Genomic DNA, 24695 nt, shown 5'->3' on the forward strand with positions numbered 1-24695 from the left:
ACCATGTCAGAATTGCCAGGGATCGTGATTGCAGGTGCGTCCGGACGTATGGGCCAGATGCTGGTCCGATCTGTTGTAGAGAGCGGCGAGTGGCAATTGGTCGGAGTCCTCGAACGGCCGGGGCATGACTGGATCGGTCAGGATATAGGCACGGCCATGGGCGGTCAGGCGCTGGGTGCGTTGGTTTGGGACGACCCATTGGAGCCAATGGCGAAAGCGCGCGCAGTCATCGACTTTACCGCGCCCGAGGCGACTATTGCGTTGTCGCACACTGCTGCACAGGCCCGTGCGGCGCACATCATCGGCACCACAGGTATGACGGACGACCAGATTGCGCAGCTGGAACCGGCCTCGCGTCACTGTGCCATCGTGCGAGCCGGGAACATGAGTTTGGGGGTCAACCTGCTGGTGACACTGACCAAACAAGTTGCCGCGGCCTTGGACGAAGATTTTGATATCGAGGTGATCGAGGCGCATCACCACCACAAAGTTGACGCCCCCTCTGGCACAGCGCTGATGCTGGGTGAAGCTGCGGCCGAAGGGCGTGGTGTGACGCTGCCGAATGTCCGGGATGCGGGTCGCGACGGGATTACCGGCGCACGCAAACGCGGTGACATCGGCTTTAGCGCGATCCGCGGCGGTGATATTGTTGGCGAGCATGACGTTTTGTTCTCTGGGCCCGGTGAACGCATTGTGCTGCGTCACATGGCCACTGACCGGGCGCTCTTTGCCAAGGGCGCTTTGAAGGCAGCAAAATGGGCGCTCGACCGGGCGCCGGGCCAATATGACATGCTGGATGTTCTTGGATTAAAGCCCCCAACTAACGCATAAAAAAATTCCGCGTCAAAAGTGAACCAGTCACGCCTTTCGCCCGTATACAGACTAACATCTACTGTAGCCTCGAGAATTTCGTCCATGCGTATGATGATTGCTGCCGCCATAGCGCTTGCCACAGCTAGCCCTGTCTGGGCGGATCTGGTAAAGGTCGACGACCAGGGCCAGTTTGTTCAATTGATTAATGGCAAGACGCTTACGCGCCCTCTGATCAAGATCAAAGTATCTCCTGACGGGGAGATCGCTGGGCGCGGGTCTCTCTGGGACATCGAAGGTTCGTGGTCGTGGCAAGATGGCTACTTCTGCCGTGACCTGTTCTGGGGCGGTGATGAGCTTGGCTACAATTGTCAGGAAGTACAGGCCAGCGCAGACGGCAGGATCAAGTTCACGTCAGACCGCGGTGCTGGCGACAGTGCGATGTTTAGCCTGCGCTGAGGCCAACGCCGATCTAAAGTACAATCAGTTTGCGGTCATTGAGGTATGGCAATCTGTCTTGCGCAGCTTTAACGCGCGCGATGTCCAAATCAGCATATAGCACTTCGGTTGCTGACCCCGCCCGCGCATCCTCTGCACCATTCGGTGCAGCAATGACGCTGGCGCCAAGGAAGTCCATTCCATTTTCCGTTCCCGCACCGTTGGCGTAGGCCAGATAAACGCCGTTCTCATAGGCGCGTGTTGGAATCATCGTCTTAGCGACCCAGCCCCAGTCAGCCCCCAGTGCCGTTGGGACCAGCACCAGATGCGCGCCCATACCCGCCACATGCCGCACGGTTTCTCCGAATTCAGCGTCGTAGCAAATCAGTGTCGCGATCTTCAATCTGCCAAGCTCAAACAACTCACAACCTGCGCCGGGCGAGAAATAGTCCCGCTCAAAACCCGGTGGGATCGCAAGCTTGCGCTGATGTACCAGACACTGGCCCTTGGCGGATACACAGAGGGCTGAATTAAACAGATCATCGCCGGAGCGTTCGGAAAACCCATAGTGGATGGCAATGTTGAACTCTTGGGCCATCTTCGCCATTGCATCAAAGGTTGGTCCATTGACGGGCTCAGCGCGAGACGCCAGATCCGCCCCGATATTGTAGCCACAGGCGAACAGCTCAGGCAGCAATACAAGGTTCGCACCTTGTGCCGCGATGTCTGGCAATTCCGCGCGCAACCAGTCCAGCCGCGCTCGCGGGTCAGGTAAGTTTGCGGGGGCTTGGGCAACAGCAAGCCGCATTTCAGGTGTCGGTTACATGGAGTGTGCGGGGGTATTCGGTCAGGTATTCAAAACCGGTCTCTGTCACCACGATGCTGTCGCCGATCCGACCTGCAGTGACGCCATCTACCGAAATCCCACCATCCACGGCGAATGTCATGCCTGCCTGCAACACGGTCTCGTCACCCGCCTTCAACTCTGGCGCTTCCAGATAGGCCATTCCGATGGAACGCCCCGTGCGATACCCGGTTTCGTACCCACGCTCTGTGTAGATCGCATTGGCCGCCTCGGCGACTTCTTGGGCCTGCACACCCGGGCGGATCACGGCGATGGCTGCTTGCTGCGCATCAATGGCGGCCTGCTGAACCCTTGCTGCGTCTTCGTGCACGTCCCCAATATGAAACATTCGGTCAAAGCCCAGTTTGTACTGTTTGAACTGCGCCATGTTGCAAAAGCAGAAATAGACGGGATCGAACCGGGCATAGGGTTTGATCGACGCACGACGATGCACCATCGAAGCATCTTGCCCGCTTTGCAGGATTTGGAGGTTGTGGATCATGGGCGAGACAAACCGCTCCCAGCCCTGATCCGTCAAAAACCCTGCCGCTGCACGTGTGCCTGCATCAATGACGGCCAACGCACTTTCATACTCGCGCGCACCTTCTGATAGTGACCCATGGGCGGCTTTCATCATTGCACCCGCGATCTGACCGGCCTGTTTCATCACCTCAATCTCGAAGGTCGATTTGATGGTCCGCTGGGCACCCAAAACCGGACCGATGTCCTTTAGCGGAACCCCGGGATACTGATCGTCCAGAAAGTTGCGCACAATCGCGGGCACATCTGCACGCTCGATCCAGATTTCTTTGGTGGTGTCGGGCAAAGCGCCGGACAGGGCACGGCCCCAACTGCGCTGGCCTGCGTCCTCCCATGTGCGTACGTCAGTGACCCATGTCATCTCGGCCACCATTTCGCTTTCCATCAGCGGGGTGATTACAGTGGGCGCATCCTGTGCGGACACGACCAGCATCGTTGGACGACCAAATTCAATTCCCAGATATCCCCAAAACCCGGCAAGGTACGCGATTGAGCTTTCCGAGGTGAACACGGCATGCCCTATCCCAAGATCCCGCATCCGGGCTTGCAAGGCGGTGGTTCTTAAAACGGCTTCGTCGAGCATCGGGTGATTTTCTGTCTTTTTGTCCATGCGCTCAGGTTAGCGCGTGAATTTGGCTAAGATAACGTGTTTCCGACATCGACACTTGGGCAGCGACAGAGGGCTAGTGCATAATGGCAGGCGATCACTCCTAGGGGGCGGGGCCGTACAAAATTAGAATGACAATCGCCACGATCGTGCCGCCCATTCCCAATACGGTTGTCACCCAATGGGGCTTTTCTCCCTTGCCGCTGAAAAGCTTGGCAGTGTTCGGGTCGAGAGTGGTCCCTTCTGCCTCAAGAAGTTTCTTTGATAGTGCAACGGCGGCGTTGCTTCGTTTGAGAAGCTGCAATTGGCCCAAAAGAAGTGTTCCGGTTGATGCAACAAAGGCAATGACCAAAACCCATCGGGTAGATGGATCGGGAGGCAATCCGCTAACAACAATCCAGCCGCCAAAGAGTGTGCAAATGGCGATGAAAAATTGCAGAACTTTGAAACAGAGACCAGCGATTTTGAGCGCTATGTCATAGGCGGCTGCACTGTCCATTTGATGAAGGGCCCTTTTGCAAGTCTGATCGCACCAGGGCCATGTTCAACTGTGGCGAGTGTCAACGCAAGGGCAACGGTCAGGGACAAGGTGCTGGGTGCTGGTCGTCAAAAATCGACGGCGATACCCTTCTTCTCCCAATCACCGTAACGCACAGGCTCTGGCCCATCACGCCCGCCCAGCTCGGTCGGCAACTCAAGGGCCTTGGCTGCCTTGCGCCGCTCTTCGGCCTCGGCCAAAGCGCGCTGGGCGGCTGGGGGCAGGTCACTCTTGTCGGACGTCTCGCTCATGGGGTTCCTCTTGGGTTGTGTGCTTGATATACGCCCGAACTTGGCCCCGGCAAGGTGGGCAATGCATCGGAAGACATCATGAGCGATATTGGCATCCCCGCGCGGCGTAGCGCCATTTACCTTCTGGACCAGATTATGGGCGAGGGCAAACTGATGTCCGAAGTGATTGGGGCAGGGGCACTTGATCGCCTCGACCCCGCGGATCGTGCACGTGCGCAACGCCTCGCGACCGAGACATTGCGCAGCATGGAACGCGTTGATCGCCTGCTGCAACGCCATTTGCAAAAATACCCTGCGACCACTGTGCGCAATGCTTTGCGTATTGGTACTTACGAGCTGTGTCAGGGCGAGGCTGCGCATGGTGTGGTCAACGCGATGGTCACAATCATTTCCAAACACAAACGCTATGGGCACCTTAAGGGTCTCGTGAATGCGGTGTTGCGCAAGGTGGCCGACAAAGGCCCTGAGCAATGGCCGACCTTACGCACCCCGCGCCTGCCGTCGTGGCTGCGCAAACCACTGGTGCAGGCATGGGGGGCAGAGGCCGTTGGGGGCATGGAGACAGCTTTTTTTGCACAGACGCCTCTTGATCTCACACCAAAATCTGATGTGGAGGCAGTGGCCAAGGCGACAGGCGGCACGGTGCTGTCCACAGGGTCCGTTAGACTGGTGGACGCGGGGCAGGTGTCGACCCTGCCGGGGTTCACGCAAGGGGATTGGTGGGTGCAGGACGCTGCCGCGGCTGTTCCGGCCCGCGTGTTGAACGCGCAGTCGGGTGAAGCCGTGCTTGATCTGTGCGCCGCGCCCGGCGGCAAGACGATGCAACTAGCCGCGAGCGGGGCAAATGTCACGGCCGTCGATATCTCGGCCGGGCGGATGGAGCGGGTGAAACAGAACCTGATCCGCACGGGGCTGGACGCCACGACCGAAGTTGCGGATGTGTTTGATATCACGGGTCAATACGATGCCATCCTGCTGGATGCGCCATGTTCGGCCACGGGCACCATTCGGCGCCACCCCGATCTCCCCTTTGCAAAAGATGGGTCAGAATTCGGCGCATTGATCGAGCTTCAGGGCCGCATGCTGGATCACGCGCTGACCTTGCTAAAACCCGGTGGCAGGCTTGTGTTTTGTACCTGTTCGCTGCTTCCGGACGAGGGCGAAGTGCAGATCGAAGAGGCTTTGGAGCGTCACCCCAGATTACAGGTGGATCGCGACGCGCTGGACCGTTCCGGCATAGATCCTGCCTGGATCACCGAAGAAGGCGGACTGCGTCTGCGCCCCGACCTATGGGCGGAACATGGCCACATGGACGGATTTTACGTCGCAAGCTTGCGCAAATCAGCTTGAGGAAGCGTGACTTGGCTCGCGGCTGGGGCTATGATGCGCGAAAGCGCGCGTAGAGGCGCCACGAGGCAGTGAACATGACCACCACACTTGGGTTTTCCGCACGAAAGGCCCGGTTCCTGAACCGCTGGCACGCGGCGCGCGCGACCCGTGGAGGAACCGTTACCGCCTTTGTCTCTGCGCCCGAACCTCGCACAATCGGCAGTTTCGCGCGTGGGCGGCAGTTGGTGGCGGGCAACTATCTGTTCGCTGGCGCGCTGGTCGAAGCACCGGGCACCAACTTGTGGGACGTGACCGCGCCTGACGCGACATTCGAAGATGCCCTTCAGGGTTTTGCCTGGCTCGACGATCTCGCAGCTGTCGGGGACGGCAAAAGCCGCGAAGCCGCGCAGCACTGGTTGTGGGGGTGGATTGACCGCTACGGCAAAGGGCGCGGCCCGGGCTGGACGCCTGATCTAACAGGGCGACGTCTTATCCGCTGGATCAACCATGCTCTGTTCCTTTTGCGCGGACTGGAAGGTCAGGAGCCGGACGCGTTTTACCTCTCGCTCGCTCAGCAAACCCGCTTTCTTGCCAAACGCTGGCACGCTGCGGCGCCGGGGCTGCCCCGGTTTGAGGCTCTCACGGGCCTCATTTATGCGGGCCTGTCGCTGGAGGGGATGGAAGATTTGGCCCCTCCTGCCATCGCAGCGCTAGCGCGCGAATGTAAGCAAAAGATCGACCATGAAGGTGGAATACCCACCCGAAATCCCGAAGAGCTTTTGGACGTTTACACGCTGCTTACGTGGGCTGCTGGTGCCCTTGAGGAAGCAGGCAAGCCCGTTCCCGATGCGCATATGGCGGCCATCGAACGGATCACGCCGACCTTGCGCACGTTGCGCCATTCTGACGGTGGGTTGGCCCGGTTTCATGGTGGCGGGCGCGGGCAGGAAGGCTGGTTGGACAATGCATTGGCCGCCTCTGGTGTGCGCACACGTCAGGCCGACGGGTTGTCCATGGGTTATGCGCGGCTGAGTGCGGGACGGACCAGCATCATCATTGACGCGGCCAGACCGCCTTTGCCCGCTGTGAGCCAAAATGCCCATGCCTCAACTCTTGCATTTGAGGTCACGTCGGGGCGTCGTCCGCTGATTGTAAACTGTGGTTCGGGGGCCAGTTTCGGCGCCAATTGGCGACGGGCAGGGCGCGCCACGCCGTCCCACTCGACGTTGACACTGGACGGTTATTCCAGCGCGCGGCTTGGCGATGCGGATCGCGCACCAGCCAGTGAAGTACTGATTGACCCGCCTGATCATGTGCCCATCGAAGTGAGCCACGCGCCAGATGGCTTGCGATTTCAGGGTGGACACAATGGCTACAGTCGAACGCACGGTCTGACACATGCGCGCCAACTGGAGCTGACCTTTGACGGGCGCGGCATGGCGGGTGAGGACATGCTGCTGGCACTGGAAGAACACGAAAAGCGGGTGTTTGATAAAGTGATGGATGCCAAAACGTTGGGCGGCATTCCCTACGATATCCGTTTTCACCTGCACCCTGAGGTGGATGCCGAACTGGATATGGGCGGCACTGCGGTATCGATTGCACTCAAAAGCGGTGAGATGTGGGTGTTCCGCCACGATGGGACACAGGAATTATCCCTTGAGCCAAGCGTTTATCTCGAAACCGGCCGATTGAAACCGCGTGCCAGTCAGCAAATCCGCCTGTCGGGACGCGCCATGGGATATGCCACTCGTGTCCGCTGGTCCTTGTCCAAAGCGCAGGAAACTGCCATGGGCATCCGCGACCTGAACCGGGATGAACCGGTCGAGATGTACGACTAAAAAGGATTGCTGCCAATCATGACTGACCTCACGCCAATGCGCCGTGCCCTGATTTCCGTTTCTGACAAAACCGGACTTGTTGAATTTGCCACCGCATTGGCTGGCCAGGGGATCGAGTTGCTGAGTACCGGCGGGACTGCCCGTGCTTTGCGCGACGCGGGATTGAACGTAAAAGATGTGGCAGACGTCACCGGTTTTCCCGAAATGATGGATGGCCGGGTCAAGACGCTGCACCCGGTGGTGCATGGTGGTTTGCTGGCCTTGCGCGACAATGATGAGCACGTGGCCTCGATGGAGGAACACAGAATTGGGCCCATCGATCTGGTGGTGGTGAACCTTTATCCGTTCGAAGAAACCGTTGCCAAAGGCGCGCCTTACGGTGAAGTGATCGAGAACATCGACATCGGTGGTCCCGCCATGATCCGTTCAGCGGCCAAGAACCATGGGTTTGTTACCGTTGTTGTGGACGTCGCCGATTATGAGGCGGTGTTATCTGAACTTTCCGAACATTTGGGCAAAACCAGTTATGCGCTGCGCCAACATCTTGCGCAGACCGCCTATGCGCGCACCGCGGCATATGACACAGCCGTCAGCACCTGGATGGCAGGCGAAGTTGGGCAAACCCCACGCCGTCGTACTTTTGGTGGAACCTTGGCGCAGAATTTGCGCTATGGCGAAAACCCGCATCAGGCGGCGGCCTTTTACACTGACGGCACGGCCCGTCCCGGCGTTGCCACAGCGACCCAGCATCAGGGCAAAGAGCTCAGCTATAACAATATCAATGACACCGACGCGGCGTTTGAACTGGTGAGCGAGTTCGCGGGGCAAGGCCCGGCCTGCGCCATCATCAAACATGCGAACCCGTGTGGTGTGGCGACTGGTGCCACATTGGCTGAGGCCTACACGCGCGCCTTTGACTGTGACCGCACCAGCGCGTTTGGGGGTATCATCGCCCTGAACAAACCACTGGACGGGGAAACAGCGCAGGCCATCAGCGGCATCTTTACCGAAGTCGTGATCGCGCCCGGGGCGGATGCCGACGCCATTGGTATTTTTGGTCAGAAGAAGAACTTAAGGCTGCTCACCACGGACGGGTTGGCCGACCCTGCAGCAGCCGCTTTGGCAATGAAACAGGTGTCAGGCGGTTATCTGGTGCAGGACAAAGACGTGGGTCGGATCAGCCAAGATGATCTGAAGGTCGTAACCAAACGCCAACCTACCGAGCAAGAGCTGGCCGACATGCTGTTTGCGTGGACTGTGGCCAAGCACGTGAAATCCAACGCAATCATTTATGTCAAAGACGGCGCAACCGTCGGCGTGGGGGCCGGACAAATGAGCCGGGTTGACAGCACGCGGATCGCAGCGCGCAAAGCGCAAGACATGGCCGAGGTCATGGGTTTGCCTGCCCCGCCGACACAAGGGTCCGTTGTGGCCTCTGACGCGTTCTTTCCTTTTGCCGACGGTTTGATCACAGCGGCCGAAGCCGGTGCGACGGCGTTGATCCAGCCCGGTGGGTCGATGCGCGACGATGAGGTGATTGCCGCCGCAGATGAGGCCGGACTGGCGATGATCTTTACCGGCATGCGCCATTTCCGGCATTAGGGGCCTTATGAAGCTACTTGGGATCAGTGCTGCACTTGCCTTTGTCCTCGACCAATTGTCGAAGTATTTGGTGATTCATGTGCTTGGTGTGTCTCAGTTCAAGCCGATCGACGTACTGCCCCCACTCCTGAATTTCCGCTACGGCGAAAACCGGGGGATCAACTTTGGGCTGTTCGGGGATGGCACCAGCGTCTGGGTGCTGATCTCGATCGCTCTGGTCATCTGCGTTGGTGTGTTGTGGTGGGTGCGCCGACATCCGCAGCCACTGCTCGCCAATATCAGCGCAGGCCTGCTGGTGGGAGGCGCACTGGCCAATGTGCTGGACCGGCTTCTTTATGGTTTTGTTCTGGATTTCCTCAACATGTCCTGCTGTGGGATCGACAACCCGTTTGTGTTCAATGTGGCTGACATCTTTATTTTTGCCGGTGCCATCGGCCTTGTCTTTTTTGGGCAGGACGGCACACCTGCGCAAAAGAAGCAGGGCAAAAAGGGTGCGTGACAAGCACGCCCAAGCTGCGATAATGCAAGCTGAGCCCAAGGAGAGTTCGTTCATGCGCCTGATCGTCTGCGCCCTGATTGCAATCCTGACCCTCGCGGCTTGCGAGAACAAAGGGCTGCGCCAGATCCAGCAGCAAGGCAACGGGCCGGATGAATTCATCATTGTTCCGGCCAAACCTCTTGAAACCCCAGACAGTTTAGCCGCCTTGCCGCAGCCAACGCCGGGCGGGTTCAATCGTACTGACCAACGTCCGCTTGAGGATGCCGTTGCGACACTGGGTGGGCAAAGTGGATCGCCCACGGCGCCGATCCCAGGCAACGATGCTGCCCTCGTGAACCATACCAGCCGCTTTGGTCGCGAGGCCAATATCCGTGCCACGCTGGCTGCAGCCGATGCAGAGTTTCGCAGACGGCAAGCCCGGTTTAGCCAAATCCGCCTGTTCGCCGAAGACACCTATGCGATTGCCTACCGGCGCGAGGCGATCAGCCCGGGTGCTGTAGCCCGGCAATTCCAACGCGCTGGCATTCCGACACCTACGGCCCCGCCGGGACGTCGCTAGGCATTGCGCCCGATATCTCACAAAGCCGCCAGCGCCGCTTGAACCCCGGCCCGACTGGCGTATCTGTTAGCAACACCGGACTTCATCAGGATTTGCCATGACCCGACTGCGCGCCCTTTTCGCTGCTCTCACCTTGTCCATCAGCCTCGTGCCCGCCAGCTTGCGCGCCGATCAAGAGGGAGTGACAACCTTTACCCTTGAAAACGGGATGGACGTCGTGGTGGTCGAAGATCACCGTGCCCCGGTTGTTCAACACATGGTGTGGTACAAAGCCGGATCGGCGGACGAACCCGTCGGCTCTTCTGGCGTCGCGCACTTCCTTGAACATCTTTTGTTCAAGGCAACGGACACGCTGGCTGATGGAGAGCTCTCCTCGACCGTGGCCGCCAATGGTGGGCGGGACAATGCGTTTACCAGCTACGACTACACAGCCTATTTCCAGCGCGTGGCCACAGATCGGCTTGAGCTGATGATGCGGATGGAATCCGACCGGATGCGCAACATCCGCTTTACCGAGGAAAATGTGGCGACTGAGCGCCGTGTGATCATCGAAGAACGTAACCAGCGCACCGAAAACAACCCGCGCGCCCTGTTCGGCGAGCAGATGAATGCCGCCCAGTACCTCAACCATCGCTATGGCGTGCCAATCATCGGTTGGATGCATGAGATGGAGAGCCTGGACAAAGAAGACGCGCTGGGTTTCTACAACACCTACTACTACCCGAACAACGCCATCCTCGTGGTCTCGGGCGATGTGGACCCAGAAGAGGTCAAGCGTTTGGCCGAAACGTACTACGGCGCGATCCCGGCCAATCCTGACCTTCCCGAGCGGGTGCGCAGCGCCGAACCGCCCCAGAACGCAGAGCGCCGCATAATCTTCCGCGACCCGCGGGTGGCACAGGAATATGTGAGCCGCTCGTACCTCGCCCCTGAACGCGACCCCGGAGATCAGGAGGCCGCAGCAGCGCTGACTCTACTGGCTGAGGTGCTGGGTGGTGGGCAGACAAGCTACATGACCGAAAAGCTGCAATTCGAAGAGCAAAAGGCCGTGTGGTCCGGAGCGTTTTACCGAGGCACGAGCCTTGATGACACCACCTTTGACGTGGTGATCGTGCCTGTGCCGGGCCTCGAGTTGGAAGAGGCTGAAGAGGCGATGGACGCTGTGCTCGCCCAGTTCCTGATTGATGGCGTGGACGAAGAACAGCTTGATCGGATCAAGTACCAGTTGCGCGCCAGCCAGATTTACCAGCGCGACAATGTTGATGGGATCGCCCGGCGCTACGGTGCTGCAATGGCGGTGGGTCTGAGCGTCCAAGACGTTCAGACTTGGCCCGACGTACTGCAGGCGGTAACGCCTGAGGATATCATGGAGGCCGCCCGCAACGTCTTTGACCGTGATGCATCGGTGACCGGGTGGCTGACCCGTCCGATCTCACCTGAGGAGATCAGCCAATGACCCGTCTGTTCCTTATCCTTGCCATCGCCTTCGCTGCTGCCTTGCCCGCCCGTGCGGATGTTGAGATCGAAGAAGTGGTCAGCCCCGGCGGGATCACGGCGTGGCTTGTCCGCGAAGCGTCGATACCTTTCATGGCGATCGAACTGCGCTTTCGCGGAGGTGCCTCGCTGGATGCACCAGACAAACGCGGTGCCATCAATCTGATGTCCGGTCTTTTAGAGGAGGGAGCTGGTGATCTCGATGCCCGCGGATTCGCCCGAGCGCAGGAAAGTCTTGCGGCTTCGTTTGGCTATGATGTTAGCGACGATGCATTGTCTGTATCGGGCACTTTCCTGAGCGAAAACCGTGATGAGGCCGTCGAGTTGCTGCGCAAGTCTATTATCGAGCCTTCGTTTGCTCCGGAGGCCCTGGAGCGCGTGCGGGAACAGGTGCTGACAGGCCTGCGCTCTGACGCAAAAGACCCCGACGAAATCGCGCGCCGGACCTTTGATGCCATGGCTTTTGGAGATCATCCTTATGCCACGGATTATGCCGGGACGATTGAAAGTGTGACAGCCCTGTCGCGTGACGACATGTTGACAGCACACCAAGCTGTATTTGCCCGGGACCGCCTTTACGTCGGCGTGGCCGGTGATATCACGCCTGAAGAGTTGGGGCCTCTGCTTGATGCCTTGCTTGGTGAGCTGCCTGAAACCGGGGCGCCGATGCCAGACCCCGCACCGATCATGATCCAGGGTGGCACGACAGTTGTAGAGTTTGAGACCCCTCAATCGGTCGCTATCTTTGGCCAACGCGGTATTGCACAGGACGATCCTGACTACTTTGCCGCCGCCGTGCTGAATCAGGTACTGGGGGCTGGTGGGTTTGAAAGCCGCCTGATGGATGAAGTCCGGAAGAAACGCGGCCTGACCTATGGGGTTTATTCCTACCTTGTGCCGCAAGACTATGCCGCAACTCTGCAAGGGCAGGTGGCGTCAGCCAATGAGAGCATTGCCGAGGCTGTATCCGTGATCCGCGACGAGTGGGCGCGCGCCGCAGATGACGGGATCACTCCGGAAGAACTGGACGCGGCCAAGACCTACATCACCGGCGCCTATCCTTTGCGGTTTGACGGCAACGGGCCGATTGCGCGGATTATGGTTGGCATGCAGATGCTGGGGCTGCCCATCGACTACATTGCGACCCGTAATGACAAGGTGGATGCGGTCACGCTGGAAGATGTGTCTCGTGTGGCGGACGAATTGCTGGAACCCGAGAACCTGCACTTTGTCGTGGTGGGCCAGCCCGTCGGCCTCGAAAGCTCTGTCGCCAACTGAACCAGCGTCCCATACTGGGACATCTACCCGCCTGCTCAAAATCAATGGGTTGCAGAGTCGGATTCAGAGGCTTTTTAGGATTGGGGGACAAGCGCCTGATGATGGATGGAGTGTGTCTGGTGGAAAGACAACAGTGCACCGCGCCAATTGTCCATCAGCAGCGAAGGGCGGTTTTGAATCCGACATAGACTGGGTCTCTCCGACGTTTAAGTAACGTCTGACGAACTGCAAGTTTCTGTCTGCAACCGACTTCTCAACTATTGCAATTGCAAGATATCGGGAACGCATGGTTGTCTTTTCGCCGGCATCTGATCCGCACCATCGGAGCGTTTTAGCCGCTTCGGTCCGTCTTTAACTTTGATCTTCGGATCAGCCATTGGCCCATTTACTGTGACCGGCCATGGGCTCTTTGAAAGCGGCTCACCAATCTTGCGGGGCTGTATGTTCAAATCAAGGCCGCGCTGCGCAATATTGACATCACCGAAGACGACGACTTGCACATGGTCAGTTTCCAATGTGGTTTGTTTCGTCGAAACTATGCCATTGGAAATGCTCAAGGGTGCACGCAAACAGACGATCGGTGCGACTTTATGTTTTTCCTTGGTAAACACCCAAGGCAACACGCCGAGCCCGGCAAGATCTAGGAGGCGGGTTTCGATCGAACCATCCCGCATCGACAATGTGGCGTTTCCGCTCATCGAAGTTGCGAAGTGCTTGGCTGAATCTGTCCCACCTGAAACGGAGAAATCGGCGTAAATCGTACCGCTCGCACCCTTTTTGAAGTTCAGACTGTGGAGAAGATCATCCACTTGCCAACCTCCGGCCTTTCCCTTCAACGTGACCAAGTGCGCATCGTCCGACAAGTCCATGTGCCCGTTCACGTCGAAATGGGCGCCGCCGTATTCAAACTTCACTGGTCCGGCATTGAGCTCGTTTCCGTTAAGCGTCAATTCGCTCTTCAAGCTGCTGATACCTTTGCTGCCCTCGATATGGCGAAGGTCGATATCTACATCCATGTTCATGCCGGACAAGAGTATTGATCTTCCGAGAGGTCTGAGCGTTACGTCCCTAAGTGGGCTGGTATCATCTGTTGCGGAGGCTTTATCTGCAGACCCTGCGCTGTCCAATTTTCGCAGTTGTGCGGCCGCCATTACGATATCTCGTATCTGATCAATCTTTATTAGGTCACTCTCAACGGTCCCTTTCAGCACAGGGTCGGTTGTTGCATCGTCAAGATCAGCTGTGACTTGAAGGACAGAGTCGGCGACTTCAACGTTGGCTTTGGCATTCCAATCCGTTCCCTTGCTAGAGAGGGCGATTTCAAGCTGGGCCTTTCCGGTGTTTACGGGTTCCAGAGACAAGGCTTCCAACAGGTCTGCTCCCGACGGCACCCCTACATCAATCGATAGGTCGAGATCTTCGAACTTGAGTACGTTTTTGACTGTGCCGAGTACTGTGAGTGCCCAGATCTCTGTATCACTCGTTTTTCCATTCAAACCGGTTAGCGAAAGCTCATTGATGTCACCATTCAAATGAAAATTGCCCGTGAACCGCCCCAGCGTATCATCTTGCCCCAAAAGTTCCGGTGAAATCAGGCTACTGGCCGGAATGTCCATCAGCCCTTCCGCTGAGATCCCTTGCAACTGAAGTGCGTCGTCGACTGAACCGTTCAGGATGACAAAGGGATCTGCCGGGACGCCAATCCGAAATTCTACGTTTCCAACCCGCAACGCACCCTCCGGCGTTCTGGTGATATCAGAGAACTTAATTGGGGGCGGCCCTTCTCCTGAGGTGTCCAGCGTGAAGCCATTTGTCTCTATCACCATCTGCCGCTGCGGCACCTGTCCCGGCACGCTGTCCAAAACCATGTCAACGGAAACTAGTTTCAAATCATACCGAGAAGCGGCAGGGACCGGTTCGGCATCTTCCGGGTAAAGTCGAATTAGGGTGGTCAGCGAAACATCAGCCGGGTTGCCCAATTCTCCAATTTGCCCGGTGACCGAAAGGCTTTGCCCCCCTTCCAATTCTGCCATCACGTCCAGGTCGTCTATTCGAGCGACCCCATCCACGGTTTTGAACAATGCATGGACGCGCCCTGATCCTTCCAAGACGCGGTTAAGTTTCAAAACGTCGAGGAGTTGCCCAAGCTCGCCGATCTCCACTTCTGTCTTGATTTGAATTCCTGTGGGTTGCGGAATTTCTTCGGCGGTAATCACAACATCTCCGAAGTCGATTTTTGCCCGAAGCGGATCTTCGGGCGGAAATTCTCCTTCCAGAGTGAAGGGCACAGTATTTAGCTGGCCTGATCCGGTCACGGTCGCGATGTCAGTTTCTTTCTCACGTGCCAACACCAGTTCAGGAAGCTGTAAGTCCAGTGCCAGGCCGTTCAGCTCACTTTCGTATGACAAAGTGACATCGCTCAGGTCAATTCTGCGATCCGCAAGAATTTCTGACAATGACAGACCAGAGGACCTGTCAGAATTATCGGCTTCAGCCGTCGTCGGGGAAATTGACTGCCAGCTGGTTTCTCCTTTGTCGTTTGTGATCAGGTTCAAATGAATGCCTGACACAGCTACGTTGCTTAGCGATAACTTCTTGTTCCAAAGGTCTTGCGCGGACACCTCGAAATTCAACCCTTCGATTACCGCCAGATCCATTTCGAAGCCCGGAGAGCCAGGAAGCACAAGCCCCGCCGCCGAGACCCGCAATTGGCGACCAAGACCCAAGCTTACCCCATCTTCTATGACGACGCTTTGGCCAGTCTTTTTGGAGATCAGGTTTTCGACGAAAGTGGTCCTGATCGATGAAAACAGAGAGGAGGATAGAAGTAGCCAAGCTGCAGCGGTAACGAAAACCGCAATGGCGCATAAAACTATCATACCTTTGGCTACGTATCGCACGCTCTACTCCTGAGGTTCTGAACTACATGATGCGCAGCCCGGTTCATTCCTACCAACGGCCGACGGAGTGTCAGGTTCCGCCGGCCTCAAGAAAACTGGATGGGCTTGGGCTTCAAGCAGCAACTTTCTGAGATTTAGTCAAACAGTAGTTGTCTCTGTGTTTCAAGAACAGGAACACATTCAGACTTGTTGCCCCTGTGCTCGCATGGTCATGCAGCTCATTTTCCGACCCGCAAGCGACAGGCCGCTTTGTCCACAGAGTGGTATTTGGAGGCATTCCATCTGAACTAGACAGCCTGACATTTCCCCAACAGTGTGTGTTTGGGGCTCACCCCTCGCAGCGGCGAAGCTTTCCCATGATATTTTCGGTTAAGAGAATTGGGGGCGCTACTCTCCGTAGGGTACCCATACGGTCTTGACCTCGGTTGCAGCTTGCAGGAAAGCACGTCCTTCACCGTCAGGGGACATCCAATCGCGTGTCATTGCGTTGTTGACCCACGTGCGTTTGAGGTTTCCGGCGGCACCCTGTTCGATCTGTTTGGAGAGGTCTTGGCCTGAGAAGGACCAGACCGCATCGACATTGAGGTGTTTGGCCATGTGGGGCGCGAGTTCTGCATGATCGCCCGTCAAAATGTTGACCACACCGGGCGGCACATCTGACGTTTCAAGTACCTGATAAAAGTCCGTGGCGGCCAGTGGGAAGGGTTCGGATGCGGCCAGCACCACCCGGTTACCCATTGCGATCGCCGGCGCCATGCAGGAAATCAGCCCAAGCAGAGGAGCCTCGTCTGGGCACAAAGCGGCGATGATCCCGGTGGGTTCGTTCATCGCCAGAGCGATACCGCGCAGGGGCACGCCCTTGGCCGCCCCATCGTATTTGTCCGCCCATGCCGCGTAGGTGAACAAGCGCTGGATCGAGGTTTCGACCTCTTTCGCGCCGGTTCTGCCGCCTTGCATTGCATTGAGCCGAGCTGCGAATTCATCTGCCCGTGCGGACAGGTTTTCGGCGATGTAGTAGAGGATTTGTGCGCGCAGGTGCCCTGTGGTTTTGGCCCAGCCTTTGGCTGCTTGTGCGGCCTCGACGGCGTTGCGCAGGTCCTTGCGGTTGGCGAGGCTGGATTGGCCCAGAAGCGCGCCATTCTTGCCATAGACTTTGCGCGAATAGCCCCCGTCGGGCCGTGCCTGTTTGCCGCCGATATAGAGCTTGGCCGTTCGGTCAAGCGGGTCAGTGGGCGCATCGTTGCCTTTGTAGGCCGCGATGGTTTTTAACGGCTTGGAGGCTGCTTTGGGTTTGGTATAGGCCAAGAGCCCTTCCCAACCGCCTTCGCGTCCAAAGCCGCTTTCGCGTACGCCGCCAAATCCTGCGGCGGCGTCAAAGAGGTTGGTGGCGTTCACCCAGACCACGCCTGCGGCCAGCTTTGGCGCGATGTCGAGCGCGAGGTTGACGTTCTCACTCCAGACCGTGGCGGCCAGCCCGTAGCGGGTGTTGTTGGCCAGTTCTACGGCTTCGGAAGGAGTGCGGAACGTGGTTGAGACCAGGACCGGGCCAAAGATTTCTTCCTGCATTAGCGTGTCGGCTGAATTGAGACCTGTGATGAGCGTTGGCGGGTAATAGCAGCCTGTGGCGGGCAAAGCTGCCTGAGTTTGATAGGTCTCGCCGCTTGTGTTTTCGGCGACCATTTTGGTGATCGTTTCCAACTGTACAGGGTCCACGACGGCGCCGACGTCGATGGATTTGTCCAGCGGGTCGCCAATGCGCAACTTGTCCATCCGCGCGCGCAGTTTGGCATAGAAGGCGTCGGCCACGGGCTCCTGCACCAACAGGCGCGAACCAGCACAGCAGACCTGACCCTGATTGAACCAGATGGCGTCCACGAGCCCTTCGACTGCCGAATCCAGATCGGCGTCATCAAACACGATGTAGGGGGATTTGCCGCCCAGTTCTAAGGTCAGCGCCTTGCCTGTGCCTGCGGTCGCCTCGCGGATGCGTCGGCCAACGGCGGTGGACCCGGTGAAGGCGATCTTGTCTACCTCAGCGTTCATGATCATCTCGCCAACCGCGCCGTCACCTGTGACGATATTCACCACACCTTTGGGCACGCCCGCCTGCGTGCAGATGTCGGCAAACAGCAAGGCGGTCAGCGATGTGTATTCGGCAGGCTTCAACACCACGGTGTTGCCCATAGCCAGTGCGGGCGCGATTTTCCATGCCAGCATCAGGAGCGGGAAATTCCACGGCACGATTTGCCCGCACACGCCCAACGCAGATCGGTCAGGCAACTCGGCTTCCATTAGCTGCGCCATGCCAGCGTGGTAGTAGAAGTGTCGCTGGGCGAGGGGGATGTCGATGTCACGGCTTTCGCGGATCGGCTTGCCGTTGTCGAGGGTTTCGAGCACGGCAAACAGGCGGCTGTGTTTCTGAAGCAGGCGCGCAATGGCATAGAGCACGCGGGCGCGGGCGTGGCCGCCGGATTTGGCCCATTTGAGTTGGGCGGCACGGGCCGCTTTGACGGCGGCATCGATGTCGGATTGAGTGGCCTGGCTTAGGTCGGCGAGGGTTTCGCCGGTGGCAGGGTTGCGGGAATGGAAGTCTTTGGTGGGCGCGGTGAATTTGCCGTCGATAAAGTGACCAAAGCTTGCGCCCTGATCGACGATCCACGCCAATGCATCGCCTGCTGCCTCGGGGGCAAGGCCGTATTCCATGGTTTCAAAGATGTCTTTTACGGTCATCGCATGTCTCCTGACGCAGGGCACCCTGCGGGTTTATTTACCCGTTGTGTCGAGGCGGGGAATTTGGAAAGAGCGGAAGCTGGCCGGATCGGGCGCGGTGCGAACTCACCGCCACAGTTTGGGCACAGCCCCTTTAACCGATCCGATGCGCATGTCGCGCAAAACGTGCATTCAAAAGAGCAAATCACGGCGTTTTCGGATTCAGGGGGCAGATCGCAGTCGCAGCATTCGCAATTGGGGCGCAGGGCAAGCATCCGTTATCCAATCGCATGCCGGTACCCGGCGGAATAGGCGCCGGTCAGGTGGTGTTCCAGTTGCCGTTCGATGTCACCCAGAAGTGACGAGGCCCCGAACCGGAACAGGTCTGGAAGCAGCCAGCGGTCGCCCAGTTCTTCTTTGATCAGCGACAGGGACACCAGCGCGTCCTTGGCCTTGGAAATCCCACCGGCAGGTTTGTAGCCCACGCGGTGTCCTGTGACCTCGAAATACTCCCGGATCGCCCGGATCATCACGAGGCTCACGGGCAGCGTGGCGTTCACGCTTTCCTTGCCTGTCGAGGTTTTGATGAAGTCAGCGCCCGCCATCATGCAGACCAGCGAGGCGCGCGCCACATTGCGCAAGGTGCCCAACTCGCCCGTGGCGAGGATCGCTTTGACATGTGCCGCGCCGCAGGCTTCGCGCATTTGTGCCATCTCATCATAGAGAGCGGTCCAGTTTCCTTCCAGCACGTGGCGGCGCGAGATGACGATGTCGATCTCTGCTGCACCGGCCGAAACGCTTTCTTTGATCTCTTGCAGGCGCAGGTGGAAGGGTGACAATCCGGCGGGAAACCCTGTCGAAACCGCCGCAACGGGAATGCCTGATCCTTGCAATGCGGAGACAGCCGCCGGGATCATTTCGTGATACACACAGACTGCGCCGGTGGTCAGTCCGGGCATTCCCAACGCCTCCAGCATTTCGGCACGTACCGGCTGGCGGGCCTTGGCACACAAGCGATGGACACGCCGTTCTGTGTCGTCTCCGGACAAGGTGGTGAGATCGATCAGGCTGATCGCCTTTAGCAGCCACGCCGCCTGATGGTCCTTTTTGATGGATCGCCGTCCGGGCAGGGTCGCGCAGCGCCGTTCAATCGCAGACGTATTGGCCTGCACGCGGCGCACCCAATCCATATCCAGTGCCATGCCGGGATTGCGCGGCTCTGTCACTTGCAACTGGTTTGCGCTTTGGGTTTCGGAATGTGTGGTCGTCACATGCATCTGGGGATCCTTTCGGACGGGTGAAGGTCACTGACGTGGCATGGCTGATCGCATTTGGCAAGCGCTGCCGCGGCGCAACCGCCTGCACATTTTCTGCACAACCACGGTGGGAGTCCCTGCACGCGCCCCTGTCACACTGTCGGGCAATCGAGGCCAAAGACAAAGGGACAGGCAATGACGACAGGGACTTTTCGTGGTGTGCCGTTGAGTATGCAACAGGATGGGTGGTGGTTGGATACACCAAAGGGTCCCCGACGCGATATGCGTGCAGTGCGCAAACGAGACGGGTTCAAGGTTGTACTGCTCGCGGCATTGATTGCTGTTGGTGATCTGCTGGTCTGGGATGCAGCGCCTGCGCTGAGTTTTGCGCTGCTGGCGCTTTTGATTGTGATAGCAGGGCTTGTCTTGGCATGGCCGGGTCTGAGCGTGCGCGCCCGTTTTGGCGTCGGGGCAGGGGCCGTGTTGACCGTTCTGCCGTTGATCGAACAGGTGCAACCCTTGTCCGTTCTGATCGTTCTCACTGGCATATCTGTTCTGTTGGCCGCTCTTGCCGGGCTTGGGCGCAGTGATTTGCTGCGCGGTGCGGCACGTGCGTGGTGGTTCGCCCCAGCACAGACCGGGGTCGACGCGGTCACAGGTGCGCGGCGTTTGGGCGACATCAATTCGGGGGCGTTCAACATACGCGCTCTGTTGATCGGCTGGGCACTGCCGTTGGGGGCCACCGCCCTGTTCGCGCTGTTGTTGATTGGGGCCAATCCGGTCTTGGATCGGGTCTTGTCGCAGCTGACCACGTGGCAGATGCCCGCGCCAAACGTTTGGCGGCTTTGGTTTTGGGTTCTGCTGGGCGCTCTTATCTGGCCAGTGCTGGTGGCGTCCCGCTTGCACGAAAGGTTGCGGGCCCGCCGCCCTGTGCGTGTCACGGTCAGGCGTCAGGGGATTGTGAATGCAGGGTCTGTCGCCCGCTCGTTGGTCGCTTTCAATGCGTTGTTTGCGGTGCAGACTGTCATGGATATTCTGTTCCTTTATGGGAACGTCGGCTTGCCCGAGGGGATCAGCCCGGCCACTTATGCCCATCGCGGGGCCTATCCGCTTTTGGCGACTGCGCTGCTGGCGGGTGTGTTTGCAGTCCTTGCCCGTTCTCATTTGGCTGGCCGGCCCTTGTTGCGGTGGCTTATGCTGCTGTGGCTTGCCCAGACGCTGGCATTGGTTGGGGCGTCTCTGTTTCGTCTTGACGCTTATGTCGATGCTTATGGGCTGACGCGACTGCGGTTGGCGGCCTATATCTGGATGGGTTTGGTGGCTGCGGGCCTTGGTGTCGTCGTCTGGCAGATCTGGAGGGACAAACCCGCCGCATGGATGCTGGTGCGCAGCGGGGCGCTGGGGGCTGCTGTGCTGTACCTTTGTGCCTTCCTCAGCTTCGATGCAACGATCGCGCGTCATAATCTGACCCGGCACAGTGATCCGGACATCTTTATGCTTTGTGGTCTGTCCGAAGACGTCATTCCGGCCATGACGGCGCGCTTTGGCCCTGAGTGGCCAAGGGAATGTGTGTCCACCTACCGCGTGCCCCGCCTGTCCTACCCAGACGACTGGCGCGAATGGGGCTTTCGCAACTGGCGGGTGCGCCGTAGCCTTGCGGCTATGACTGCACAGGCCCCCGCCCCATGAACGCACCGCACCTTTTGATTGTCGATGATGACCCGCATATCCGTTCGGTCCTACGGATCGCGTTGGGGCAAGCGGGGTACGACGTGACCGAGGCGGGCGACGGGGCCGAGGGGTTGGTCAAGGCCCGTTCCGGGCGCTTTGACCTGATCGTGCTTGATATCGGCCTGCCTGAAATGGATGGGCTGGCCCTGTGTCGCGCCCTGCGGGCCAGCCAGAATACGCCTGTGCTGTTTCTTACCGCACGTCAGGACGAGATCGACCGCGTGCTTGGTTTCGAGCTGGGTGGGGATGACTATGTGACCAAGCCCTTTTCCCCCCGCGAACTGGTGGCGCGGATCGGTGCGATCCTGAAACGGACCCGGCCAGTACAAAGGGCGGGCCCGACACAGACCCGTGGTGTGCTGAGTGTCGATGCCACGACCCACAGCTGCCATGTGAACGGCACCGCCGTCACGCTGACCGCGCGCGAGATGGATATCCTTGCATACCTCATGGCCCACCCCGACCGGGTCGCGGCAAGGCCTGCACTCACGGATGCACTTTATGGGACCGGGACAGGAGTGAGCGACCGTACGCTTGACAGCCACCTGCGCAATCTGCGCCGCAAGCTTGAAGAGGCAGGTTGCGCGGATGCGATAGAGACGGTGCACGGGATCGGAATTCGGATGGGCCTGTGTCGGGGCCAGTGAAACCTGTTGCATCCAAATGGCGGCCTCCATTGGCATTGGTCATCGGCGGCACGCTTGCGGCTGTGCTGGTGCTGCCCTTGTTCGGCATCATTTACCTGCGGCTCTGGGGTAACATTCTAGGGTGGGGCGAGGCTGCGTGGTTGATCGTGTGGCTCGCGGTCATTGCGACGTCGGTGCTTGGTTTCTTGCTTTGGCGGCTTGTGCTGCGCCCGATCTATGCGCTCACGGCCTATGCGCGCGCCATGAAGGCGGGGCAGACGGCCCCGGTGCCGGTTCACTTTGGGACGCCCGAACTCAGCACGTTGGGGGCCAGCGTCACGGCGATGGGTGAAAGCCTGAACAGCCGGGCGGAGGGGATGAAAGCCTATGCAGACCATGTGACCCACGAACTGACATCGCCGCTTACCGCCATCCGTGGCGCCAGCGAGTTGATGCAGGCCGGGGCAAGTGGAAAGGATGCCGAAGATCTGACCAATACGATCCGCGAGGCGAGTGCGCGGATGCAGATGCTGCTGGACGATCTTGGGCACCACACGCGCGCGGCCAACAGCGCAGGCACCGGCACCTGCCAACTCAGCGCCGTAGCGCAGGACATCAAGGCGGACTTGCTCATTGAGGTAATGCAGGACGGCGAGATCCCACTTTTGGCAGCGGACCTGACAACGATCCTGACCCAAGTGGCGCGCAATGCCGCCGAACATGGTGCGCAAAGATTGACGCTGACGTCCAGCGGAACAACGCTGCACATTGCTGATGACGGTCCGGGGATAAGCGCTGGCAACTGGGACCGCGTCTTTGATCCTTTTTTTACAACACGGCGCGAACAGGGTGGCACGGGCATGGGGCTCAGCATCGTGCGCAGCCTCGTGCAGGCGCGTGGTGGGCAAATTTCCTTGCTGTCAGACGGCCCTGGTGCGCAATTTTTGATCAATTTCGACTGAAATCCACTGCCATATCCCAGTATTACCTGCGAATCATTCTCATTCTCATTGACTTTTTGCGAATGACTCTCATATTCAATTTTAAGTCCACCAAACACCCAAATAAAGGTTCTGATGCTTCTTTCCCGACGATCACTTCTTGCTGGCGCTGCTGCCATGGTCGCGACACCGTCGCTGGCGGCCTCCAAGATCAATGTGGTGGCCAGCACCGGCATGATTGCCGATTTGGTACGCACCATCGGGGGAGCTGGAGTTGAGGTGCAGGCCCTGATGGGTCCGGGTGTTGACCCACACGCTTATCGCCAGACCCGCAGCGACATCGTCGACATGACGCGGGCGGATGCCACCTTCTGGCATGGCCTTTATCTTGAAGCGCAGATGGAAGAGTTCCTGCTCGATCTTGGTCGCAAGCGTCCGGTCCATGCTGTTGCAGAAACTGTCGATACCGATCTGCTGATCGGGAGCGAAGATTACGAAGGCCGCTTTGATCCACATATCTGGATGGATCCTTACCTTTGGGTCAAATGTGTGCCGGCCGTTGTGCAAGCGCTGACGGCGCTGCGCCCAAAGGGCAAAGAGATGTTTGAGGTCAACGCCAGCGCCTTCATTTCCGAAGCCGAGGCGCTCTCAAACTACAGCCGCGCAGCGCTTGAAGCGGTTCCTCAACCGGCTCGTGTGTTGCTGACCGCCCATGATGCCTTTGGGTATTTCGGCGGGGCTTATGATTTTGAAGTGCTGGGCATTCAGGGCATCTCGACTGAAAGCGAGGCGGGCCTGAACCGCATCAGTACCCTGGTCGATATGTTGGTCGAGCGGAAACTGCCGGCAGTATTCGTGGAAACCTCCGTCTCTGATCGCAATATTCGTGCCCTGATCGAAGGGTCCGCCGCCCAAGGGCACACCGTTATCATTGGTGGTGCGTTGTTCTCTGACGCGATGGGGCCGGAAGGCACCTATGAGGGCACGTGGCTAGGCATGATTGACCATAATGTAACGACCATCGCCCGTGCGCTAGGGGCCGACGTCCCTGCAAAAGGACGATTGGGTCGCCTGAAGGGGGCCGCATGAACGTCCAGAACATCCATCTTGTCACGGATGAGGCCGTTGCTCAGGCCGAAGAGGCGCGCACAGCCAGCCCTTTGGCGGTACGCAACCTGACGGTGTCCTATGGGCAAACGCCTGCGATATTCTCTGTCGATATGACGGTACGCGCGGGGGCCATGACCGCAATTGTCGGGCCAAACGGTGCTGGCAAATCTACTTTGCTCAAGGCGGCACTTGATGTGATTAAGCCGCTGGCGGGCACTGTAACCGTCTTTGGCGAACCACTTGCTGTGATGCGCGACCGGATTGCCTATGTTCCTCAGCGCGCGAGCGTGGATTGGGATTTCCCAACCCGTGTCATCGACGTGGTTCTGATGGGAATGTATCGCCAATTGGGTCTGCTGGGGCGGGTTCGGGGCAAACATCGTGCGGCTGCCATGGACGCGCTTGACCGCGTCGGCATGACAGATTTCGCCACCCGCCAGATCGGTCAGCTTTCAGGTGGGCAGCAACAGCGCGTTTTTCTGGCCCGTGCGCTTGCGCAGGATGCCGACGTCTACGTGCTGGATGAACCTTTTGCTGGAATAGATGCCGCCACAGAACGGGCCATCATCGCTGTGCTCAAAGACCTGAGGGACACCGGGCGCACTGTTGTTGCGGTTCACCATGATCTGGCCACGGTGCCTAACTATTTCGACGATGTCGTGTTGCTGAACACCCAAGTCATCGCCGCAGGCCCTGTCGATGACGTGTTTACCGAAGACAACCTGCAAGCCGCCTATGGAGGTCGGTTGACCACGGCGCGCGTCGATCCTGAAAGCGTTGCAGGCTAGTCCC

22 protein-coding genes are annotated in these 24695 nt (G+C 58.6%); 14 read left to right on the top strand and 8 right to left on the bottom strand.

Going from position 1 to position 24695, the window contains the following annotated elements:
• The first annotated feature begins 3 nt into the window (after positions 1-3).
• Both dapB and ABJD00_RS14370 read left to right on the top strand, forming a co-directional pair.
• Complete coding sequence (gene dapB / locus ABJD00_RS14365) at positions 4-831, top strand: 4-hydroxy-tetrahydrodipicolinate reductase (protein WP_413836366.1); 828 nt, start codon at positions 4-6, stop codon at positions 829-831.
• A gap of 84 nt (positions 832-915) precedes the next feature.
• On the top strand, positions 916-1269 hold the full coding sequence (locus ABJD00_RS14370; protein WP_413836364.1) for a dihydrodipicolinate reductase: 354 nt from the start codon (positions 916-918) through the stop codon (positions 1267-1269).
• Between the two features lie 13 nt (positions 1270-1282).
• Here ABJD00_RS14370 and ABJD00_RS14375 read toward each other — a convergent pair whose 3' ends face one another.
• The 4 genes from ABJD00_RS14375 to ABJD00_RS14390 all read right to left on the bottom strand — a co-directional run bounded on the left by ABJD00_RS14375 (position 1283) and on the right by ABJD00_RS14390 (position 4028).
• Entirely contained in the window at positions 1283-2056 is a 774-nt protein-coding gene (locus tag ABJD00_RS14375; RefSeq protein ID WP_413836361.1) for a carbon-nitrogen hydrolase family protein, read from the bottom strand.
• Between the two features lies 1 nt (position 2057).
• Positions 2058-3242, bottom strand: a complete 1185-nt coding sequence (locus ABJD00_RS14380; protein ID WP_413836359.1) for a M24 family metallopeptidase — start codon at positions 3240-3242, stop codon at positions 2058-2060.
• Between the two features lie 100 nt (positions 3243-3342).
• Positions 3343-3738 carry a hypothetical protein gene (locus tag ABJD00_RS14385; protein WP_413836357.1) on the bottom strand — a complete coding sequence of 132 codons (396 nt, stop codon included), beginning with the start codon at positions 3736-3738 and terminating at the stop codon, positions 3343-3345.
• Positions 3739-3845: 107 nt separating this feature from the next.
• The gene (locus ABJD00_RS14390; protein ID WP_413836355.1) at positions 3846-4028 is read right to left on the bottom strand and encodes a DUF1674 domain-containing protein; all 183 of its coding nucleotides are present in this window, start codon (positions 4026-4028) and stop codon (positions 3846-3848) included.
• Between the two features lie 78 nt (positions 4029-4106).
• Here ABJD00_RS14390 and ABJD00_RS14395 point away from each other — a divergent pair, with 78 nt between their 5' ends.
• The 7 genes from ABJD00_RS14395 (at position 4107) to ABJD00_RS14425 (ending at position 12630) form a co-directional block, all read left to right on the top strand.
• A complete protein-coding gene (locus tag ABJD00_RS14395; RefSeq protein ID WP_413836352.1) occupies positions 4107-5378 on the top strand; it encodes an RsmB/NOP family class I SAM-dependent RNA methyltransferase in 1272 nt (423 codons plus the stop codon).
• A 74-nt stretch (positions 5379-5452) separates the two neighbouring features.
• Positions 5453-7198 (top strand): heparinase II/III family protein, encoded by a 1746-nt coding sequence (locus tag ABJD00_RS14400; protein WP_413836346.1) that lies wholly within the window; start codon positions 5453-5455, stop codon positions 7196-7198.
• Between the two features lie 18 nt (positions 7199-7216).
• Positions 7217-8800, top strand: coding sequence for a bifunctional phosphoribosylaminoimidazolecarboxamide formyltransferase/IMP cyclohydrolase (gene purH / locus ABJD00_RS14405; RefSeq protein WP_413836343.1), 1584 nt, complete (start codon positions 7217-7219; stop codon positions 8798-8800).
• 7 nt (positions 8801-8807) lie between these two features.
• Positions 8808-9299, top strand: a complete 492-nt coding sequence (lspA, locus tag ABJD00_RS14410) for a signal peptidase II (protein ID WP_413836341.1) — start codon at positions 8808-8810, stop codon at positions 9297-9299.
• Positions 9300-9351: 52 nt separating this feature from the next.
• A complete protein-coding gene (locus ABJD00_RS14415) occupies positions 9352-9858 on the top strand; it encodes a DUF3035 domain-containing protein (RefSeq protein WP_413836339.1) in 507 nt (168 codons plus the stop codon).
• 97 nt (positions 9859-9955) lie between these two features.
• Positions 9956-11314 carry a M16 family metallopeptidase gene (locus ABJD00_RS14420; protein WP_413836337.1) on the top strand — a complete coding sequence of 453 codons (1359 nt, stop codon included), beginning with the start codon at positions 9956-9958 and terminating at the stop codon, positions 11312-11314.
• Positions 11311-12630, top strand: coding sequence for a M16 family metallopeptidase (locus ABJD00_RS14425; RefSeq protein ID WP_413836335.1), 1320 nt, complete (start codon positions 11311-11313; stop codon positions 12628-12630). Before ABJD00_RS14420 ends, ABJD00_RS14425 begins: the two co-directional genes overlap by 4 nt.
• Positions 12631-12887: 257 nt before the next feature.
• On the opposite strand, the gene ABJD00_RS14430 is transcribed toward ABJD00_RS14425, so the two are convergent.
• The 4 genes from ABJD00_RS14430 to deoC all read right to left on the bottom strand — a co-directional run bounded on the left by ABJD00_RS14430 (position 12888) and on the right by deoC (position 19516).
• The gene (locus ABJD00_RS14430; protein WP_413836332.1) at positions 12888-15530 is read right to left on the bottom strand and encodes an AsmA family protein; all 2643 of its coding nucleotides are present in this window, start codon (positions 15528-15530) and stop codon (positions 12888-12890) included.
• Between the two features lie 387 nt (positions 15531-15917).
• Positions 15918-18260: an aldehyde dehydrogenase family protein gene (locus tag ABJD00_RS14435; RefSeq protein WP_413836329.1), complete on the bottom strand. Its 2343-nt coding sequence runs from the start codon at positions 18258-18260 to the stop codon at positions 15918-15920.
• Positions 18257-18514: a DUF1272 domain-containing protein gene (locus ABJD00_RS14440; RefSeq protein WP_413836327.1), complete on the bottom strand. Its 258-nt coding sequence runs from the start codon at positions 18512-18514 to the stop codon at positions 18257-18259. The genes ABJD00_RS14435 and ABJD00_RS14440 overlap by 4 nt, the downstream gene beginning before the upstream one ends.
• Before the next feature lie 3 nt (positions 18515-18517).
• Positions 18518-19516 (bottom strand): deoxyribose-phosphate aldolase, encoded by a 999-nt coding sequence (deoC, locus tag ABJD00_RS14445; RefSeq protein WP_413836325.1) that lies wholly within the window; start codon positions 19514-19516, stop codon positions 18518-18520.
• Between the two features lie 174 nt (positions 19517-19690).
• On the opposite strand from deoC, the gene ABJD00_RS14450 reads away from it, so the two are divergent.
• The 5 genes from ABJD00_RS14450 (at position 19691) to ABJD00_RS14470 (ending at position 24691) form a co-directional block, all read left to right on the top strand.
• On the top strand, positions 19691-21184 hold the full coding sequence (locus ABJD00_RS14450) for a DUF4153 domain-containing protein (RefSeq protein WP_413836323.1): 1494 nt from the start codon (positions 19691-19693) through the stop codon (positions 21182-21184).
• Complete coding sequence (locus ABJD00_RS14455; RefSeq protein ID WP_413836321.1) at positions 21181-21873, top strand: response regulator transcription factor; 693 nt, start codon at positions 21181-21183, stop codon at positions 21871-21873. The genes ABJD00_RS14450 and ABJD00_RS14455 overlap by 4 nt, the downstream gene beginning before the upstream one ends.
• Before the next feature lie 29 nt (positions 21874-21902).
• On the top strand, positions 21903-22814 hold the full coding sequence (locus ABJD00_RS14460) for a sensor histidine kinase (RefSeq protein WP_413836318.1): 912 nt from the start codon (positions 21903-21905) through the stop codon (positions 22812-22814).
• Between the two features lie 114 nt (positions 22815-22928).
• Positions 22929-23882, top strand: coding sequence for a metal ABC transporter solute-binding protein, Zn/Mn family (locus ABJD00_RS14465; RefSeq protein ID WP_413853634.1), 954 nt, complete (start codon positions 22929-22931; stop codon positions 23880-23882).
• Positions 23879-24691 carry a metal ABC transporter ATP-binding protein gene (locus ABJD00_RS14470; RefSeq protein WP_413836314.1) on the top strand — a complete coding sequence of 271 codons (813 nt, stop codon included), beginning with the start codon at positions 23879-23881 and terminating at the stop codon, positions 24689-24691. The genes ABJD00_RS14465 and ABJD00_RS14470 overlap by 4 nt, the downstream gene beginning before the upstream one ends.
• The last annotated feature ends 4 nt before the right edge of the window (positions 24692-24695 follow it).

Source organism: Tateyamaria sp. (genome assembly GCF_039945315.1).
Lineage (GTDB): Bacteria > Pseudomonadota > Alphaproteobacteria > Rhodobacterales > Rhodobacteraceae > Tateyamaria.